This window comes from Martelella limonii, from assembly GCF_013344475.1.
Taxonomy (GTDB): domain Bacteria; phylum Pseudomonadota; class Alphaproteobacteria; order Rhizobiales; family Rhizobiaceae; genus Martelella; species Martelella limonii.
Window position 1 is genome coordinate 15962 of sequence record NZ_JABUOU010000012.1, and the last position, 17307, is coordinate 33268.

Annotated in this window: 13 protein-coding genes; 9 read left to right on the forward strand and 4 right to left on the reverse strand. The window is 61.8% G+C overall.

Annotation, left to right across the window (positions count from 1 at the left end; genetic code table 11):
• The first annotated feature begins 14 nt into the window (after window positions 1-14).
• From hemE to HPQ62_RS19080, 8 genes are all read left to right on the forward strand, one after another.
• On the forward strand, window positions 15-1040 hold the full coding sequence (gene hemE / locus HPQ62_RS19045) for a uroporphyrinogen decarboxylase (protein WP_174804184.1): 1026 nt from the start codon (window positions 15-17) through the stop codon (window positions 1038-1040).
• Between the two features lie 106 nt (window positions 1041-1146).
• Entirely contained in the window at window positions 1147-1677 is a 531-nt protein-coding gene (gene hemJ, locus HPQ62_RS19050) for a protoporphyrinogen oxidase HemJ (protein ID WP_174804185.1), read from the forward strand.
• 198 nt (window positions 1678-1875) lie between these two features.
• The gene (gene rho / locus HPQ62_RS19055) at window positions 1876-3141 is read left to right on the forward strand and encodes a transcription termination factor Rho (RefSeq protein WP_174804186.1); all 1266 of its coding nucleotides are present in this window, start codon (window positions 1876-1878) and stop codon (window positions 3139-3141) included.
• 289 nt (window positions 3142-3430) lie between these two features.
• Window positions 3431-4741 (forward strand): tRNA uridine-5-carboxymethylaminomethyl(34) synthesis GTPase MnmE, encoded by a 1311-nt coding sequence (mnmE, locus tag HPQ62_RS19060; protein WP_174804187.1) that lies wholly within the window; start codon window positions 3431-3433, stop codon window positions 4739-4741.
• 184 nt (window positions 4742-4925) lie between these two features.
• Complete coding sequence (gene mnmG / locus HPQ62_RS19065; protein ID WP_174804188.1) at window positions 4926-6773, forward strand: tRNA uridine-5-carboxymethylaminomethyl(34) synthesis enzyme MnmG; 1848 nt, start codon at window positions 4926-4928, stop codon at window positions 6771-6773.
• A 2-nt stretch (window positions 6774-6775) separates the two neighbouring features.
• Window positions 6776-7393, forward strand: coding sequence for a 16S rRNA (guanine(527)-N(7))-methyltransferase RsmG (gene rsmG, locus HPQ62_RS19070; protein ID WP_174804280.1), 618 nt, complete (start codon window positions 6776-6778; stop codon window positions 7391-7393).
• 19 nt (window positions 7394-7412) lie between these two features.
• Window positions 7413-8204 (forward strand): ParA family protein, encoded by a 792-nt coding sequence (locus tag HPQ62_RS19075; RefSeq protein ID WP_174804189.1) that lies wholly within the window; start codon window positions 7413-7415, stop codon window positions 8202-8204.
• Window positions 8205-8225: 21 nt separating this feature from the next.
• Window positions 8226-9101, forward strand: a complete 876-nt coding sequence (locus HPQ62_RS19080) for a ParB/RepB/Spo0J family partition protein (protein ID WP_174804190.1) — start codon at window positions 8226-8228, stop codon at window positions 9099-9101.
• A 57-nt stretch (window positions 9102-9158) separates the two neighbouring features.
• On the opposite strand, the gene holA is transcribed toward HPQ62_RS19080, so the two are convergent.
• From holA to leuS, 3 genes are read right to left on the reverse strand one after another with little or no spacing between them, the layout of a single operon-like run.
• Window positions 9159-10199, reverse strand: coding sequence for a DNA polymerase III subunit delta (gene holA / locus HPQ62_RS19085; protein WP_174804191.1), 1041 nt, complete (start codon window positions 10197-10199; stop codon window positions 9159-9161).
• A 12-nt stretch (window positions 10200-10211) separates the two neighbouring features.
• On the reverse strand, window positions 10212-10766 hold the full coding sequence (locus tag HPQ62_RS19090) for a hypothetical protein (RefSeq protein ID WP_244629776.1): 555 nt from the start codon (window positions 10764-10766) through the stop codon (window positions 10212-10214).
• Entirely contained in the window at window positions 10759-13383 is a 2625-nt protein-coding gene (gene leuS, locus HPQ62_RS19095) for a leucine--tRNA ligase (RefSeq protein WP_174804193.1), read from the reverse strand. The genes HPQ62_RS19090 and leuS overlap by 8 nt, the downstream gene beginning before the upstream one ends.
• 165 nt (window positions 13384-13548) lie before the next feature.
• On the opposite strand from leuS, the gene HPQ62_RS19100 reads away from it, so the two are divergent.
• Window positions 13549-14214 (forward strand): YggS family pyridoxal phosphate-dependent enzyme, encoded by a 666-nt coding sequence (locus HPQ62_RS19100; protein ID WP_174804194.1) that lies wholly within the window; start codon window positions 13549-13551, stop codon window positions 14212-14214.
• Between the two features lie 10 nt (window positions 14215-14224).
• Here HPQ62_RS19100 and HPQ62_RS19105 read toward each other — a convergent pair whose 3' ends face one another.
• Window positions 14225-17173, reverse strand: a complete 2949-nt coding sequence (locus HPQ62_RS19105) for a CHAT domain-containing tetratricopeptide repeat protein (protein WP_174804195.1) — start codon at window positions 17171-17173, stop codon at window positions 14225-14227.
• Window positions 17174-17307 lie beyond the last annotated feature (134 nt).

Genomic DNA, 17307 nt, shown 5'->3' on the forward strand with positions numbered 1-17307 from the left:
GCGAGGCTGGGGATATGGGTAAAAGAGCACTGGAACGGGTGCTGAACGGCGAAACCGTGAACCCGCCGCCGATCTGGCTGATGCGCCAGGCAGGACGCTATCTTCCCGAATATCGGGCAGTGCGCGAAACGGCAGGGGGGTTCCTCAATCTTTGCTACAATCCGGACTTCGCAACGGAAGTCACGTTGCAGCCGATCCGCCGTTATGGCTTTGATGCAGCCATCCTGTTTTCAGACATTCTCGTGATCCCCGATGCGCTGAAGCGGAATGTGCGCTTTGAGGCAGGTGAGGGACCAAGGCTCGACCCGATCGACGCAGACGGCGTTATGGCTCTGGAAAAGAGCTATGATGCCGGAAGGCTCGATCCGGTGATCGCGGCAGTGAAGCGGATCCGCCATGAGCTGCCGGCAGAAACGACGCTGCTCGGCTTCTGCGGCGCGCCGTTTACGGTCGCCACCTACATGATTGCCGGCCGCGGCACCTCCGACCAGGCGCCGGCGCGGCTTTTTGCCTACCGCCACCGGCGGGAATTCCTGGCACTGCTCGATTACCTCGCCGATCTTTCCGCCGATTACCTGATCCGCCAGCTCGAGGCCGGCGCCAATGCCGTGCAGATCTTCGACAGCTGGGCAGGCGTGCTGTCCGAGGAGGATTTCGCCGATTTCGCTGCAGCACCCGTGAAGCGGATCGTCGACAAGGTGCGCAGCGCACGGCCGGAAGCGAAGATCATTGCGTTTGCGAAAGGGGCCGGGAGCAACCTCTTCTCATACCGCCAGAAGACCGGCGCTGACGCTATCGGCCTCGACTGGACGGTTCCGCTTGCAATGGCAAGGGAACTGCAGAAGGATGGGCCGGTGCAGGGCAATCTCGATCCGCTTTCGGTGGTGGCCGGCGGCCATGCGATGAAAAGCCGCGCCCTCGCCATTCTGGAAGCCCTTGCGGACGGGCCCCTGATCTTCAATCTTGGGCACGGCATCACGCCGGAAGCCGATCCCGAGCATGTTGCAGCGCTGGTGCGGCTCGTGCGGGGCGAGGAATAGCACTGGCCTGCAAGAGCCTGCTCTGCATCAGCGATGCCTTGCCGAACAAGCCGGCCGGGCCGCCCTTTAACCCAGACCCCTGCCAGACCCCTGAAGGAAAGCCGTCATGACGACTGAAAATGCAACCGGCAAGAAGGCATCGAGCCGGGCGATGACGGCCCTTCTGGTGTTTCTGGCGCTCTGTCTCGGGCTTTTCATCTTCGACCGCGACAACTTTTATCTCTGGGCGAAGGCGATCCACATCATGGCGGTGATCGCCTGGATGGCGGGCATGTTCTACCTGCCGCGCCTGTTCGTCTACCATGCCGACACGGTGCCCGGTTCCGAGCAGTCGGAAACGTTCAAGATCATGGAGCATCGCCTGATGAAGGTGATCATGAATCCGGCGATGATCCTGACATGGGTGTTCGGGCTTTATCTTGCCTGGGAAGGCTTCCGCTTCTCCGGCGGCTGGCTGCATGTGAAGCTTCTCGCAGTCGTGCTTCTTTCCGGCGCGCATGGCTATTTCAGCAAGTCCGTAAAGGACTTCGGCGCCGACAAGCGGCTGAAGGGCGCAAAGCACTGGCGCATGGTTAACGAAATACCAACCGTGTTGATGATCATTATCGTGATTATGGTGGTTTTGAAGCCATTTTAATCATTTGATGAACGATTTAGCCGGTTTCTGGGGATAAAACTGCTGTTTTTGCCCTTGTAACGCCTCGAGCAAATCAGTATCTTCCGGCCTACTCATCCAAAAGGCCTACGCGAAAGTACCCCCTGCCGATGCAAATTGGCACTGCTCTACAAGCGCAATCGGCTTTTCTTTCATCATGACAACATCACGGTTTTCTTCATGTCTCAAATGAAGCTTCAGGAACTGAAGAGTAAGACGCCTACCGATCTTCTTGCCTTTGCCGAATCCCTCGAAGTCGAGGGTGCCAGCACAATGCGCAAGCAGGAGCTGATGTTCGCCATTCTCAAGGTGCTTGCAACGCAAGAGGTGGAGATCATCGGTGAAGGTGTGGTCGAGGTTCTGCAGGACGGTTTCGGCTTTCTGCGCTCGGCCAATGCCAATTATCTGCCCGGTCCCGACGACATCTATATTTCGCCCTCCCAGATCCGCCGCTTCGCGCTGAAGACCGGCGACACGGTTGAAGGGCCGATCCGCGGGCCGAAGGAAGGCGAACGCTATTTCGCGCTTCTCAAGGTCAACACAATCAATTCCGACGATCCGGAAAAGATCCGCCACAAGGTTCATTTCGACAATCTGACGCCGCTCTATCCTGACGAGCGCTTCAAGATGGAGCTCGACAATCCGACCTCCAAGGATCATTCCGCCCGCGTCATCGACCTGGTGGCGCCGCTCGGCAAGGGCCAGCGCGGCCTGATCGTGGCCCCGCCGCGCACCGGCAAGACGGTGCTGCTGCAAAACATTGCCCATTCGATCACCGCCAACCATCCGGAATGCTTCCTGATCGTTCTCCTGATTGACGAGCGCCCCGAGGAAGTGACCGACATGCAGCGCTCGGTAAAGGGCGAAGTGGTTTCCTCCACCTTCGATGAACCGGCGGTCCGTCATGTGCAGGTCGCCGAAATGGTGATCGAAAAGGCGAAGCGCCTAGTCGAGCACGGCCGTGACGTCGTCATCCTGCTCGATTCGATTACCCGTCTTGGCCGTGCCTACAACACCGTTGTGCCGTCTTCCGGCAAGGTGCTGACAGGCGGTGTCGACGCCAATGCGCTGCAGCGTCCGAAGCGGTTCTTCGGTGCTGCCCGTAACATCGAGGAGGGCGGCTCGCTGACGATCATCGCGACTGCGCTGATCGATACCGGCAGCCGCATGGACGAAGTGATCTTCGAAGAATTCAAGGGCACGGGCAACTCGGAAATCGTGCTGGATCGCAAGGTTGCCGACAAGCGCATCTTCCCGGCCATGGATATCCTCAAGTCGGGTACCCGCAAGGAAGACCTGCTGGTGCCGCGCCAGGATCTCCAGAAGATTTTCGTCCTGCGCCGCATCCTTGCCCCGATGGGCACCACGGATGGCATCGAGTTCCTGATCGACAAGCTGAAGCAGACGAAGAACAACGCCGAGTTCTTCGAGTCGATGAACACGTAAAGAGGAGGGCGCTGAGCGATCAGGGCCTTTCAAGCTCCGGAAATTCTCTCCCGCAAGCGTGCGGGAGAGGCAAAAGTTCGGCCTCGTCCGATCATGTTGCATGGAAAAGATGCGTCTTGCTTCCGCTGCGCTGCGCCTGAGGCCTGTGTTCAGCGCCGATCCTGTCCAGCCCCTGTCGCCTATCTGCTTGACGGGCCGGCTGAGACGATCCAAGCTCTACAAGCGCGAAACGGCTCCGCAACACGCAGAGCCTCTTTTCCTTAAGGCACTGTTATAATTTGGTTATCCCATGTCATCAGACACAATCTACGCGCTTTCAAGCGGTGCGCTCCCATCGGGTGTCGCCGTCATCCGGCTCTCCGGAGGACAGGCCTTTGCAGCCTGTGCCGCTATTGCGGGAAAGGTGCCGGAGCCGCGCAGGGCGCAACTGATGAGCCTTCGCGATGCCGACGGATTGACGATCGACAAGGCTCTCGTGCTTGCCTTCCAGGGCCCGGCGTCCTTTACCGGCGAAGATTGCATCGAACTTCATCTTCATGGCGGCAGGGCGGTTGTGCGCGCGATGCTCCATTGCCTCTCCGCGATGCCGGGTCTTCGCCATGCGGAAGCGGGTGAATTCACCCGCCGGGCATTCGAGAACGGCAAGCTCGATCTGGTCGAGGCGGAAGGTCTTTCCGATATGATATCGGCCGAAACGGAAATGCAGCGCCGCCTTGCGATGGAGCAGGCGAATGGTGGGCTTTCGAAGCTTTATGAGGGCTGGGCCGAAAGATTGACCCATGCGCGGGCGATGATCGAGGCCGAGCTCGATTTTTCCGATGAGGAAGACATACCCGGTTCCGTTTCGGCGACGATCTGGGCCGAAGTCACCCGCATATCGGACGCGATCCAGGCGCATCTTGAAGGCAGTCGGGCAGGGGAGATCATCCGCGATGGATATCGCGTCGTGATCGCCGGGCCGCCCAATGCCGGCAAGTCCAGCCTGCTTAATGCGCTGGCACGGCGCGAGGTCGCAATCGTGACCGAGATCGCCGGCACCACCCGCGACGTGCTGGAAGTGAACCTCGATATTGGCGGTTATGCCGTTCGGCTTTGCGATACGGCTGGCCTGCGTGACAGCGCTGATCTGGTCGAGGTTGAGGGTGTCCGGCGGGCGAGGGCATTGCTGGCGGAGGCGGATCTGGTTCTGTCGCTCGCAGATGTCCGGAGCGGAACGCCGCCTGAGGATTTTTCAGGCGATGTGCTGGCTATCGGTACAAGGATAGATGAGGGCGGTGAGTACGATCCTTTCCCTTATGACCTGGTGATCTCCTCCAGAACCGGTGAGGGCATGGATGCTCTGGTTGAAGCAATCGGGGAAAGGTTGGCAGTGCGTTTGGGAAGCGCTTCGTTCTCCCTTCCGGTTCGTGACCGGCAGATTGGCTATCTCCGGCAGACGCTCGGCCATATCGGTGAAGCTATCGAGAGGCGCGACGCGTCGCCGGAAATTCCTGCGGAATCGCTGCGGGCGGCCGCTTTGTCGCTCGGCCGGATCACGGGGCGGGTGGATGTCGAGAACCTTCTGGATGTCATCTTTTCCTCCTTCTGTGTCGGTAAATAGCCAAGGCGTGTTTCACGTGAAACACATCTCGGCTTTCCTCTGCTTGGCTTGAGGTGAGCCGGCTTGACTTGCGCCTGATCTCGCTGCACAACGGCGCGGTAAAGGGATGCACCCAACAGTTTCTGCTGATTGATGCAGAGCAATGCGGCTCCGGGAATTGACCCGTCGAGCCATGGAGTCTCGAATGTCCTATGATGTGATCATCATCGGCGGTGGCCATGCAGGCTCTGAAGCCGCAAGTGCTGCCGCGCGCGCCGGCGCAAAGACCGCGCTCATCACCCACCGCGCCGATACCATCGGCGTCATGTCCTGCAACCCGGCGATTGGCGGGTTGGGCAAGGGCCATCTTGTACGCGAGATCGATGCGCTTGACGGATTGATGGGCCGGGTGGCGGATGCGGCTGCGATCCAGTATCGCATGCTGAACCGGCGCAAGGGACCCGCGGTCCGCGGCCCACGGAGCCAGGCTGATCGCAAGCTTTACCGGGAGGCGATGCAGGCAGCGCTTGCCGAAACCGACAATCTCGACATCGTTGAAGGTGACGTCTTCGATCTCGAGACCGACCAGGGCCAGGTGACGGCTGTCATTCTCGCCGACGGCAGGCGCTTCGCCTGCAAGGCCGCGGTTCTGACGACGGGCACATTTCTGCGCGGTCTTATCCATATTGGCAATCGGAAGATTCCTGCGGGTCGGGTGGGGGAGGCGCCGTCTGTCGGCCTCTCCGCGACGCTTGCGCGTCTCGGCCTTTCGCTTGGAAGGTTGAAGACCGGCACGCCCGCACGCCTGGACGGCCGCACCATCGACTGGGCATCGCTCGATCTGCAGGGTGCCGATGATGATCCGACGCCCTTTTCATTTATGACCACAGAGATCCGCAATCGCCAGATCGATTGCGGGATTACCCGCACCACGCAGGCGGTTCATGATATCATCCGCGACAATATCGGCCTTTCGGCGATGTATTCAGGTCAGATCGAGGGCGTGGGTCCGCGCTACTGCCCGTCGGTGGAAGACAAGATCATGCGCTTCGGCGACCGCGACGGCCATCAGATCTTCCTGGAGCCCGAGGGTCTTGATGACCATACGGTCTATCCCAATGGTATCTCGACCTCGCTTCCGGAGGACGTTCAGGACGCCTTCATCCATGCCATACCCGGTCTGGAAAAGGTGACGATCCTTCAGCCTGGCTACGCGATCGAGTATGATCATGTCGATCCCCGCGAGCTGACGTCATCGCTTGAGCTGAAGAAGCTTGGCGGCTTGTTCCTTGCCGGGCAGATCAACGGCACGACGGGATATGAAGAGGCCGGCGCCCAGGGTCTGGTCGCTGGGCTGAACGCCGCGATGCGCGCGGGCGGCAATCAGCCCGTGCTGTTCTCGCGGACGGATTCCTATATCGGCGTGATGATTGATGACCTGACGAGCAGGGGTGTCGCCGAGCCCTATCGCATGTTCACGTCGCGGGCCGAGTATCGCCTGACGTTGCGTGCCGACAATGCAGACCAGCGGCTGACACCGATGGCGATTGCGCTCGGCATCGCATCCAGCGCGCGTCGCGAGAAATTCTCCACCTATATGGAAGCGATTGAGCAGGGCAGGGATGCGCTGCAAAGCCGTTCGGTGACACCGAATGAAGCGGCCCGCTTTGGCCTGAAGCTCAACCAGGATGGCCAGCGACGCACGGCCTATGAGCTTCTGGCCTACCCTGATCAGGACTTCTCCGGCATCAGCGCTATCTGGCCGGAGCTCGGGGATATCCCGGCGCCGGTGCGGAACGCGCTCGAGATCGAGGCGTCCTACGCGGTCTATCTCGACCGCCAGGCGGCGGATATCGCGGATGTGCAGCGAGATGAGGGAAGGGTGATCCCGGTCGATTTCGACTATGCGGGCCTGTCCGGCCTCTCCAATGAATTGAAGGGGAAGCTTTCGGCAGCGCGACCGGCAACCATCGCCCAGGCAAGTCGCATTGATGGCATGACGCCGGCGGCCCTGTCGCTTCTCCTGGTTCGTCTCAAACTGCAGGCAGCATGATTGTGAAGTTGAACGGCAAGACTGTTTCACGTGAAACACAGGAGCGGTTGGATCGCTTCGTGGCGCATTTCGAAAAATGGGCGCGCTCGATCAACCTTGTTGCGCCTTCGACCAGGCAGCAGATCTGGGATCGCCACATCGCAGACAGCGCCCAGCTCTTCAGCCTTGCGCCGGAGCCCCGAACCTGGATCGATCTCGGCAGCGGAGGAGGGTTTCCTGGCATCGTCACGGCGATCCTGCTCGCCGAAGCAGGGGAGGGCTGGGTCCATCTCGTGGAAAGCAACAACAAGAAGGCGTCGTTCCTGCGCACCGCGATCCGCGAGACGGGCGCTCGTGCCAGCGTGCACGCCATTCGCGCCGAGACCGCGCCCTCCGAAATTGCGCAGGCACAGCTGATGTCGGCGCGTGCGCTCGCCGCGCTTGACGATCTTTTCGTCTACGCCGTTCCCTGGTTTCAGGCAGATCCGGCGTTCCGTGCCTTTTTCCACAAGGGCCGGGATTATCAGCGCGAGATTGACAAAGCGCGTGACCGATGGACCTTCGATCTGATAAAACATGATAGCAAGGTCGAGTCCGGCTCGGTCATCCTCGAAATTTCGGGCCTTGCACCGGCTTTTTGAAAACAGGGGCGGGACGGCCATGAGTCACAAGACGCGCGTCATTACGGTTGCCAACCAGAAGGGTGGCGTCGGCAAGACGACGACGGCCATCAATCTGGCAACCGCGCTTGCGGCCATCGGGGAAAAGGTGCTGATCGTCGACCTGGATCCGCAGGGCAATGCCAGCACCGGTCTCGGGATCGAGCGCAATCAGCGGAGCGTCTCCGCCTATGATGTACTCGTCGGCGACAAGACGCTGGTCGAGGCCGCCGTGCGGACTGCGGTTCCCAATCTCGATATCGTGCCATCGACGCTCGATCTTCTCGGTTTCGAACTGGAGATTGCCACCGATCCGCGGCGCGTTTTCAAGCTGCGTGATGCATTGGCGCACAGCGATATCAGCAAGTATCGTTACGTGTTCTGCGATTGCCCGCCTTCCTTCAACCTGCTGACGATGAATGCCATGGGTGCCGCCAATGCGATATTGGTGCCGTTGCAGTGCGAGTTTTTTGCGCTTGAGGGTCTGAGCCAGTTGCTCGACACGGTCTCGGAAGTGCGCAGCACGATCAACCCCGGGCTCGAAATCCAGGGTGTGGTTCTGACCATGTATGACAGCCGCAACAACCTTGCCCAGCAGGTCGTCTCGGATGTGCGCGAATATATGGGCGAAAAGGTCTACAAGACGCTGATACCGCGCAATGTCCGCGTGTCGGAGGCGCCGTCCTTCGGCAAGCCTGTCATCCTCTATGATCTGAGGTGCCAGGGCAGCCAGGCCTATATTCAGCTTGCGTCGGAAATCATCCAGCGCGAACGCGCGCTGGCGGCGGCGTGATACTCCAAGGGTGGTGATGCGATGAGCGATGACAATTCCAAACGGCGTCTCGGCCGCGGCCTTGCCGCGCTGATCGGCGATATCGAAAGGCCGGCCGAGACAGGTGCGCCACCGGTTTCGGCCGATCGACGGATTCCGATCGAGTTCATCAGCCGCAACCCCCGCAACCCGCGGCGCCATTTCGAGGAGGCGGATCTGCGTGATCTTGCGGCCTCCGTGCGCCAGCACGGCATCGTGCAGCCGGTCGTGGTCCGTACCATCGGTGAGCAGCGCTATGAAATCATCGCCGGCGAGCGGCGCTGGCGCGCAGCACAGCTTGCGGGTCTCGCGGAAGTTCCGGCGCTGATCCGCGACGTTGATGATCGCACCGCGCTCGAGATCGCCATTGTTGAAAATGTCCAGCGTGCCGATCTCAACCCGCTCGAAGAGGCCAATGGCTACGAACTTCTGATGGCCGAGCATGGCTACACCCAGAATGATCTCGGTGACATTATTGGCAAGAGCCGCAGCCATGTCGCCAACAGTCTCCGCCTCTTAAAGCTGCCGGAAGGTGTCCAGACCATGCTGGCGGAGGGCGCGCTGTCCGCTGGCCATGCTCGTGCGTTGATCTCTACGCCTGATCCGGAAAGCCTTGCCCGTACGGTTGTCGAGCGTGGCATGTCCGTACGCGATACCGAGCGGCTGGCGCAGAAGGCAATCGAAGGCGGAAGCGGCGCGACACGGCAGGCGCGTCAGAAGGATGCCGATACGCTCGCCCTCGAAAAGACCCTCTCGGACCGTCTCGGCCTTGGCGTGGTGATCGATCACAAGGCGAATGGCGGTCAGATCAGGATTTCCTACAAGACTCTCGATCAGCTCGACGATCTTTGCCGTCGTCTTGATCGCACGCCAAATTGATATGATACAATATAATTGAGTTGTATCAGAGTCTTGCGGAGAGACTTCGGAGGATTCTCAACCGCGCGTCGCAGCGCGGTTCGACCGCAGCGATAGCGACAGAAGCGTCTGCATCGCGATGCTTTCCTCTAGTTCGGGATATTGCCGCGTCTTCAGGACGGTGTCGGCAAGAAGCCGCAGCGCCCTTGCGGTCGCCGCGCTGTTCCAGGCGCCGAGCGCGCGTTCGAAGATCGGTTTGCGCTTGAAAAAGATGTGCCGGCCATGGGTCTGCATCACCTGGCTCGCGGGCAGGCGCTTGCTTTCCATCTCGGCACGCATCTGGTCGAGCAGATGGAACTGGCGGATGCAGCCGTTCAGGATCAGGAAGATCGGTGTCTTGGATTGCGCCGTCTTCGCCATGGCGTGGCGAAGGGCGGCCATATCGCCGGAGAGCACGGCATCCACCGCATCATCGGCTGAAATCGCGCTGGCATCGCCGATGACGGCCGCGACGTGCTCCTCGTTGATCACATCCAGCCCGCGGCCATAGAGCACCAGCTTGTCGATTTCGTTGCGCGTCGCCAGCCGATCGCCGCCGATCAGCGACAGCAGCAATTGCCGGGCAGGGGGGGTGATCCTTAGTCCCGCCTCGGAAAGCGCCTGATCGATCAGCGTATTGAGCGCGCGGGCATCATCGGCATAGCAGGGAATGGCTGCAATGCTGCGCGCAGCCTCTGCAGCCTTCCGCATCGCCGTGCCTTTCCGCAACTCGCCTGCCTCGATAATCAGCGAGGCGTTCTGCGGTGGGGTCTCTGCAAGCATTTTCATCACGTCGGAAAGCGTCTTGTCATTGCCGCCGGCGCGCACCCACACCAGTCGCTCGCCGCCAAAAAGGCCGATGGCGTTCATCTCGTCCATGATACGGCCGGCATCGATATCGCCGCTGTCGAGCTTCATCACGGCGAAGGCGTCATCAAGCGGCACGCCCGTGCCTTTGGCGATCTGCGTCGCGCGCTCGCTCACCAGCCCGCGATCGGGCCCGTAGACCAGAAAAACCCGGTACTTGCGGGCATCCTGCTTCAGGAAGCCGTCAAACTGGTGGGACTTTATCTCGGTCATCGGCTGACCTTGCTATTTCGGAGCAGGGGCGGAGGGAATGACCTCCGGCGGCTCCTTGTTGAGCGCGATCGCGAGATCGGCATTGATGATCTGGGCCACTTCCTGCGAGGCGCGCTGCTCGGCGTCACGGATGGCGCGCAGACGCGCATATTCCTGCGACGGGAAATCCACCAGCGCGATCGACTGGCGCCGGCCGGAGGCCAGCAGCTTGCTGTCCGAACGCCGTCTGAGCGCGTAATCCGCCGTCACGATCGTGCGCCCGGCGCTTGCCGTATCGGAGGAATCGTCCACCAGCACCTCGGAGGTTACCGCAAAGGCGGTAATGTTGACGTCATATTTCGGATCGGCACTTTCGCCAAGTCCGCCGCCGGTGATGAAGATCAGGTCGTTCAGCACATATTGCGCAACCGGGGTCACCGGGGTGTTGAAGGCGAGCTGATGCATCTTCGCATTCAGCGCCGTGCCCTCCACGCCGCCATAAAGCGGGCGGACCTGGCAGGAGGAAAGCGCCAGCGCCGCGCCAAGCACGGCGGCCGGCAGAACGGCGCGGAAAAAGCGGTCAGACAACAATGTTCACGATCCTTTGCGGTACGACGATCACTTTCTTCGGCGTCTTGCCTTCGAGCGCCCTTGTAACGGCTTCGAGTTCCATCACCGCGGCCTTGATGCTGTCCTGATCGGCATCGCGGGCAACGGTCAGTTCGCCGCGCTTCTTGCCGTTCACCTGCACCGGCAGGGTGATTTCATTGTCGGCGGTCAGGCCGGCATCGAAAGCCGGCCAGGAAGCCATGGCGATCATACCCTCGCCGCCGAGCACCTTCCAGCATTCTTCCGCCAGATGCGGCATCATCGGCGCAAAGCAGTGCGTCACGAACAGGCCCGCCTCTTTCAGCGCGCCAAGCGTTTCCTGATCCGCCTTGCCTTCGGCAGCCTCCGTCAGCGGGGCTGCCAGCGCGTTCACCAGCTCGTAGATGCGGGCGATCGCCTTGTTGAAGGCGAGCGCCTCGATATCGCCGGCAACAGCCTTCAGCGTCTTGTGGGCGGCACGCGAGATCTCCAGCGCCTTGCCGTCCGTGCCGGGCTTTGCCTCGGCGCTGGCAAGCGCCGGCGCCGCCTCGGAAATCAGCCGCCAGATGCGCTGCACGAAGCGGAACGTGCCCTGCACGCCGGCCTCGGTCCAGACCACGTCGCGGTCCGGCGGGCTGTCCGACAGCACGAAGAAGCGGGCGGTATCGGCGCCATAGGTCGCCAGAATGTCGTCGGGATCGATGACGTTCTTCTTCGACTTCGACATTTTCTCGATCGAGCCGATCGCCACTTCCTCGCCGGTTTCCAGCATGTAGGCCTTGCGGGCGCCGTCGGTCTCCTCGATGCGGATATCGGTCGGCGAGACCCAGCTTCCCGAAGTGCCGCTGCCGCCGAGGCGATAGGTCTCGTGCACCACCATGCCCTGCGTGAACAGGCCCTTGAACGGCTCGTCATGGTTCACGTGGCCGGTCGCCTTCATCGCGCGGGTGAAGAAGCGCGAGTAGAGCAGATGCAGGATCGCGTGCTCGATGCCGCCGATATACTGGTCGACGGGGAGCCACCGGTCGGCGATCGCCGGATCGGTCGGGGCGTCCTCGTTGGGCGCGGTAAAGCGGGTGTAGTACCAACTCGAATCCACGAATGTGTCCATCGTGTCGGTTTCGCGCCGGGCAGGCTTGCCGCAATGCGGGCAGGCGACATTGCGCCAGCTCGGATGACGGTCGAGCGGGTTGCCGGGCTTTTCGAAGTCGATGTCGTCCGGCAGCTTCACCGGCAGGTCGGCCTTCGGCACGGGGATCACGCCGCAGTCGTCGCAATGGATCACCGGGATCGGGCAGCCCCAGTAGCGCTGGCGCGAAATGCCCCAGTCGCGCAGGCGGAAATTGACCTTGCGTTCGCCGCGCGGCGCGCCGCGGACAATCTCGGTCTCCAGCTTTTTCGCAATGGTTTCAAAGGCTTCGTCCGTCGTCATGCCATCGAGGAAGCGCGAATTGATCATCACGCCGTCATCGGTATAGGCGACGTCGCCGATTTCGAACGTTGCCGCATCGCCATCCTTCGGCATCACGATCGGGGTTACCGGCAGGTCGTATTTGCGGGCGAAGTCCAGGTCGCGCTGGTCGCCGGCCGGGCAGCCGAAGATCGCGCCCGTGCCGTAATCCATCAGCACGAAGTTGGCGACATAGACCGGCAGCTCCCAGTTCTCGTCGAAGGGATGGCGCACGGTGATGCCGGTGTCGATGCCCTTCTTTTCCGAGGTTTCGAGCGCTTTCAGCGACGTTCCGGCGCGGCGCGTCTCCTCGCAGAAGGCGGCGACCTTGTCATTGTGCTTCGCGGCTTCCTTCGCCAGCGGGTGGTCGGCGGAGATCGCCAGGAACGAGGCGCCGAAGATCGTGTCGGGGCGCGTGGTGTAGACGGTGACGTCGTCCATCTCGCTGCCGCGGGCGATATCCCAGCGGATCATCAGGCCTTCGGAACGGCCGATCCAGTTCTTCTGCATCAGCCTGACCTTTTCCGGCCAGCCATCCAGCGTGTCGAGCGCGTCCAGAAGATCCTGGGCGTAATCGGTGATCTTGAAGAACCACTGCGTCAGCTCGCGCTGTTCCACCAGCGCGCCGGAGCGCCAGCCGCGCCCCTCGATCACCTGCTCGTTGGCAAGCACGGTCATGTCGACCGGGTCCCAGTTGACCTTGGACTGCTTGCGGTAGACCAGGCCCTTTTCCAGCATGTCCAGGAACAGATGCTGCTGGCGCTGGTAGTATTCGACGTCGCAGGTCGCGAATTCCCGGGTCCAGTCCAGCGACAGGCCCATGGATTTCAGCTGGCCGCGCATCGTCGCGATGTTCTCGTAGGTCCAGTCCTTGGGGTGAACCTTGTTCTGCATCGCGGCATTTTCGGCCGGCATGCCGAAGGCGTCCCAGCCCATAGGATGCAGCACGTTGAAGCCGCGGGCGCGCTTGTAGCGGGCGACGACATCGCCCATCGCATAGTTGCGGACATGGCCGATATGAATGCGTCCCGAAGGATAGGGAAACATTTCGAGCACGTAATAGGTCTCGCGCGGGTCGGCATTGTCGGTGACGAAGACGTTCTCGTCATTCCAGCGTGCCTGCCACTCGTGTTCAACTTTGCGCGGGTTGTAACGTTCGGATGCCATATCGGATGTGCTCGGTTCTTTTTCTTTGGGATTTTGGCGGTGAGCTTCACCATGAAAGCGCTTCAGCGTCAAGCAAAACGGCCCGGAATCAGGCCCTGCGACGTTGCCTCGCCGGATGCCTTTGCAATATGGTGACGCGGCAATCGAAATGTGAGGTGTGACGATATGGGTGTGCGCGAGAATCTGGAAGAGGTACTGGCCAAGGTGCGGGCCGCCGAACACGAGGCAGAGCGCTCCGGCGTCACCCTTGTGGCCGTCTCCAAGACCCATGATGCCGATGCGATCCGCCCGACGATCGAGGCCGGACAGCGCGTCTTCGGCGAAAACCGGGTGCAGGAGGCGCAGAAGAAATGGCCGGCGCTGAAGGAAGAGACGCCGGATATCGAACTCCATCTCATCGGCCCGCTGCAATCCAACAAGGCCGAGGACGCGGTCAAGCTCTTCGACGTGATCGAGACCGTCGACCGCGAAAAGATCGCCCGCGCGCTTTCGAAAGAAATCAAGAAGCAGGGCAGGGCGCCGCGCCTCTATGTGCAGGTCAACACCGGCAACGAGCCGCAGAAGGCCGGCATCGATCCGCGCGAGGCGGAGGCCTTCATCACGCTCTGCCGCGACGAGCTCGGCCTTGAGATCGAGGGCTTGATGTGCATTCCGCCGGCTGGCGAAAACCCGGGCCCCCATTTCGCGCTGCTGCACGATCTTGCGATCGAAAACAGCGTGCCAAAGCTCTCCATGGGCATGTCCGGCGATTACGAGATCGCCATCGCCTTCGGCGCCACCAGCGTGCGCGTCGGCTCCGCGATCTTCGGCGAGCGGGACTATTCCGCCTGAGGCTTGCGCCTCAGTTCTCGTAAAACACGAAAGCGCCCGCCACCGACGGTTCGACGCCATCGAGCCGGCCGGCCCAGATGTCGCGCTTGGTGGCGAGGAATGCATCCGCGTAGGTCTTATTGTCTTCGACCAGATAGGTGTAGAACCGGTCCATGATCGTGGCGGTCTGCTTGTCGGGGATCACGTCGAGCGTGATCAGCGCGCGGCTGGCGCCGGCGCGCGCCAGCGCCATCGGAAGGCCGCGTACGGCATCGATCGGCGTATCCGCGCCAAGCCCGGTCTCGCAAGCGGACAGCACCACCAGCTTGGTATCGAGAAGGTCCCAGTCGAGGATTTCCTGGGCATAGGCAATGTTGTCGTCGGGATTGGCCACGTCCCCCGCATAAACCGGTTCCGAGAGCTCGATACCGGCGTTGAACAGGCTGTAGGGCCGCTCGTCATTGGCGACGAAGAAGCCATGGGTGGCGAGGTGCAGCACGTCGCTTTTCGCGGCGACCGATGCGATCGCGTCTTCGGTCCCGTCGTTGCCGGTAAACGTGGTCACGGTGGCGCCGTGCCGTTCGACGAGACTGCCGATCAGCTCGACCTCGGTGAGGCTGCCGGCAAGATAGCTGTCGCCCTCTTCGGCGTCCTCATCATAGAACAGACCGCCAGCAAGCGTCACCCGGTTGCCGGCTTCAAGGCCCGCATGGCGGTCGCGCTCAAGATAGGCATTGCGCTTGGAGAGCAGATAGACGTCCGCCACCTCGCCGAGCCGAGGACCATCCGCCTTCGCCCGGAGCCCGGTCATGTCCGACTGGTAGAGGAAGCCGTCGGAGACGACGAACAGCCGCTTTGCCTCAAGCGTCGAAAGCCATCCGGCAAGCTCTTCCAGAACCACGGCGTTCTCGGGCGTTCCGGCAAGCGCCGAGCCTGCGGTGTAGGCGCCGACGAGATGGGCCTTGATCGGCGCGCCATTCTGATAAACCACGCCATAGATCGATTTCAGGATCGGATCGCCGGTCAGGTCGCGGGTTTCCCAGCGGTCGATGACGATCAGTTCGACGACGACATCGCCTTCCTTCACGTCGAAACCCGCCGGTTCGGGAATGTCGTACCGGTCCCGGATGAACGCCGTTTCGGGCAGACCCGCTGCCGTAAGCCGCGCATTCAGCCCCTCCTGCTCGGCGCGCAACTGTCCGTCCATCGCGACAATGGTGTCGGTGACCGGGGCCGAGCGTACATATTCCATGAACCGCCCGGTATCGCGGCGATAGCGGCGCAGCGCTTCCTCAAGGTCGGTATTGCCGTTCGCAGCGACCTCTTTGACAAGAGCCACATCCGCCGGCCGTTCGAAGGTCTTCCAGAGATTGACGGCGTCGGCGAAGTTCGGCGCGAAACTTTGATCGGCGACGGCCTGTTCCGCCTGCAGATAGAGCAGGATGTCGGCGAGATGCCGGCTGGCGACGGCGGTCGAATAGCTGCCGCTCATGCTCTGTTCGCGCACCCAGTTGAACATGTCGGCATTGAGCGCGGTAAGGCTTTCGGCGGCGGGGCGGCCGGTCATCATCTCGGCGGCCGCGAGCTCCAGTCGGGCGTTCAGCCGCGCCGGCGTTTCCGCCAGCAGCGCGTCCTCGGTCCAGCGGTCGAAGGCCTCGATCAGCTTATAGGCGCGCTCGAAATCATTCTTCCGCATCGCGCTGCCGGCGAGAAGGTTCTCGACGCCATAGATCAGTTCGTAGGGCGCGTCGGCGGCGATGACCGTTTCAAGCGCGGGTGCCTCGAACGGTTTTCCGGCGGCATCGTTGATCCGTGCCTCGAGATATTGCCGGAAGAAGTCGAGCTTTTCGGGCGAATAGGGCAGGGCGGAGGGATCGGAGGCGGCCGCGATCATCGCATTCAGCGATCCCAAGGCGTCTTCCCAGTTCAATTCGCCCATCAGGTCGAGCGTATGATTGTACCAGGACGTCATTGTCGCCCGGCTTTCGTTGCCGAGATTGCCCTTCCGCCATTCCAGTGCCGCGCGGTCGAGCGCCTCGGCCTCGCCATAACGCAGCAGCGCCCGCTTCACTGCGGCGGCATTGTTGAGGAGCCGGTAATAGTCATCGCCGTCATCCGTGCCGCCGGAGCGTGCGGTGTCGATCGCCATCTCGGCAAGCGAATCCGCCGAGCCGGTCATGCCTGAGGCAAGCGCCGTCTGGGCCATGCCGTCATAAGCATCGCGAACCTCGGGCGCATAGTCGCCGAACTGGCTGGCAAATTCCTGCAGCGCCCGGTAGTGCCGCGACATCGCCTTGTCGAACTGGCCCTGGTCGCGCAGCACCAGCGCGTAATTGTGCCAGAAGAAACTGCGCGCCGGCGTCGGCGTCTGGTTCATCAGCTCCTGATCGTCGCATTCATCGTAGAACTGATAGGAGAGATCCTGGAACCCGGCCCGGATGAAGGTGTCGGACGCGATCGCGCAGAGGCGCGCGAGATCGTCGCCGGCATCCATCGCCACGGCCTCGTCGCGGGCGGCGGTCATGCGCGCGAAGGCTTCCGTGCCGCGTTCGGCGCCGAGATAGCCGTAGCCAAGGTTGATCGCCATCGACAGCCTGTCATGGGCATCCGTCAGGCGCTCGTCGATAAACCTGTCGCCGATCGCCGCGATCCGGTCCTGGCGCGCGGGATTGCCGGTGCGGCCGGCGGATTCGGCAAGATCGACGATCAGCTCGGCGCCACCGGCGGGGTCGAGGATCGGCAGAAGATGATCGAGCGCATCGTCATCGATGTCGGCGATGTCGTCGAACCGGCCTTCTCCCAGAAGCACGACCGTGCGCGCCACCACGGCGCTTGCGGCGTCCGGGTCATCGCTTGCGACCGCTTTTGAAAGCGCCTGTCGGAGGGCGCTGTCGGCTGACGAGGCAATGCCCGGCGCAAGCGTCAGGGCGATGATGGACACGGAAAGAAGGCGGAAAAGGCGGCATCGCGTATCGGGCATGGACATGTCCACTTGCGCCCACCGGGGAGGGCGAACAGGATAATGGCATGGCGCCGTTGTGGTCCATGCCAGCTCGTCCATTAGATGTAGCGCCGGCTTACGGTTTCAAGACGGCACCAGGCGCAGGTTTCAAC

Bases quoted from the DNA above. Each gene is read 5' to 3' on its own strand.
- HPQ62_RS19100 (WP_174804194.1), top strand. From the start codon at position 13,549: ATGGGTGTGCGCGAGAATCTGGAAGAGGTACTGGCCAAGGTGCGGGCC.
- rho (WP_174804186.1), top strand. From the start codon at position 1,876: ATGTCTCAAATGAAGCTTCAGGAACTGAAGAGTAAGACGCCTACCGAT.
- HPQ62_RS19080 (WP_174804190.1), top strand. From the start codon at position 8,226: ATGAGCGATGACAATTCCAAACGGCGTCTCGGCCGCGGCCTTGCCGCG.
- mnmE (WP_174804187.1), top strand. From the start codon at position 3,431: ATGTCATCAGACACAATCTACGCGCTTTCAAGCGGTGCGCTCCCATCG.
- hemE (WP_174804184.1), top strand. From the start codon at position 15: ATGGGTAAAAGAGCACTGGAACGGGTGCTGAACGGCGAAACCGTGAAC.
- leuS (WP_174804193.1), bottom strand. From the start codon at position 13,383: ATGGCATCCGAACGTTACAACCCGCGCAAAGTTGAACACGAGTGGCAG.
- mnmG (WP_174804188.1), top strand. From the start codon at position 4,926: ATGTCCTATGATGTGATCATCATCGGCGGTGGCCATGCAGGCTCTGAA.
- HPQ62_RS19105 (WP_174804195.1), bottom strand. From the start codon at position 17,173: ATGCCCGATACGCGATGCCGCCTTTTCCGCCTTCTTTCCGTGTCCATC.
- holA (WP_174804191.1), bottom strand. From the start codon at position 10,199: ATGACCGAGATAAAGTCCCACCAGTTTGACGGCTTCCTGAAGCAGGAT.
- HPQ62_RS19075 (WP_174804189.1), top strand. From the start codon at position 7,413: ATGAGTCACAAGACGCGCGTCATTACGGTTGCCAACCAGAAGGGTGGC.
- hemJ (WP_174804185.1), top strand. From the start codon at position 1,147: ATGACGACTGAAAATGCAACCGGCAAGAAGGCATCGAGCCGGGCGATG.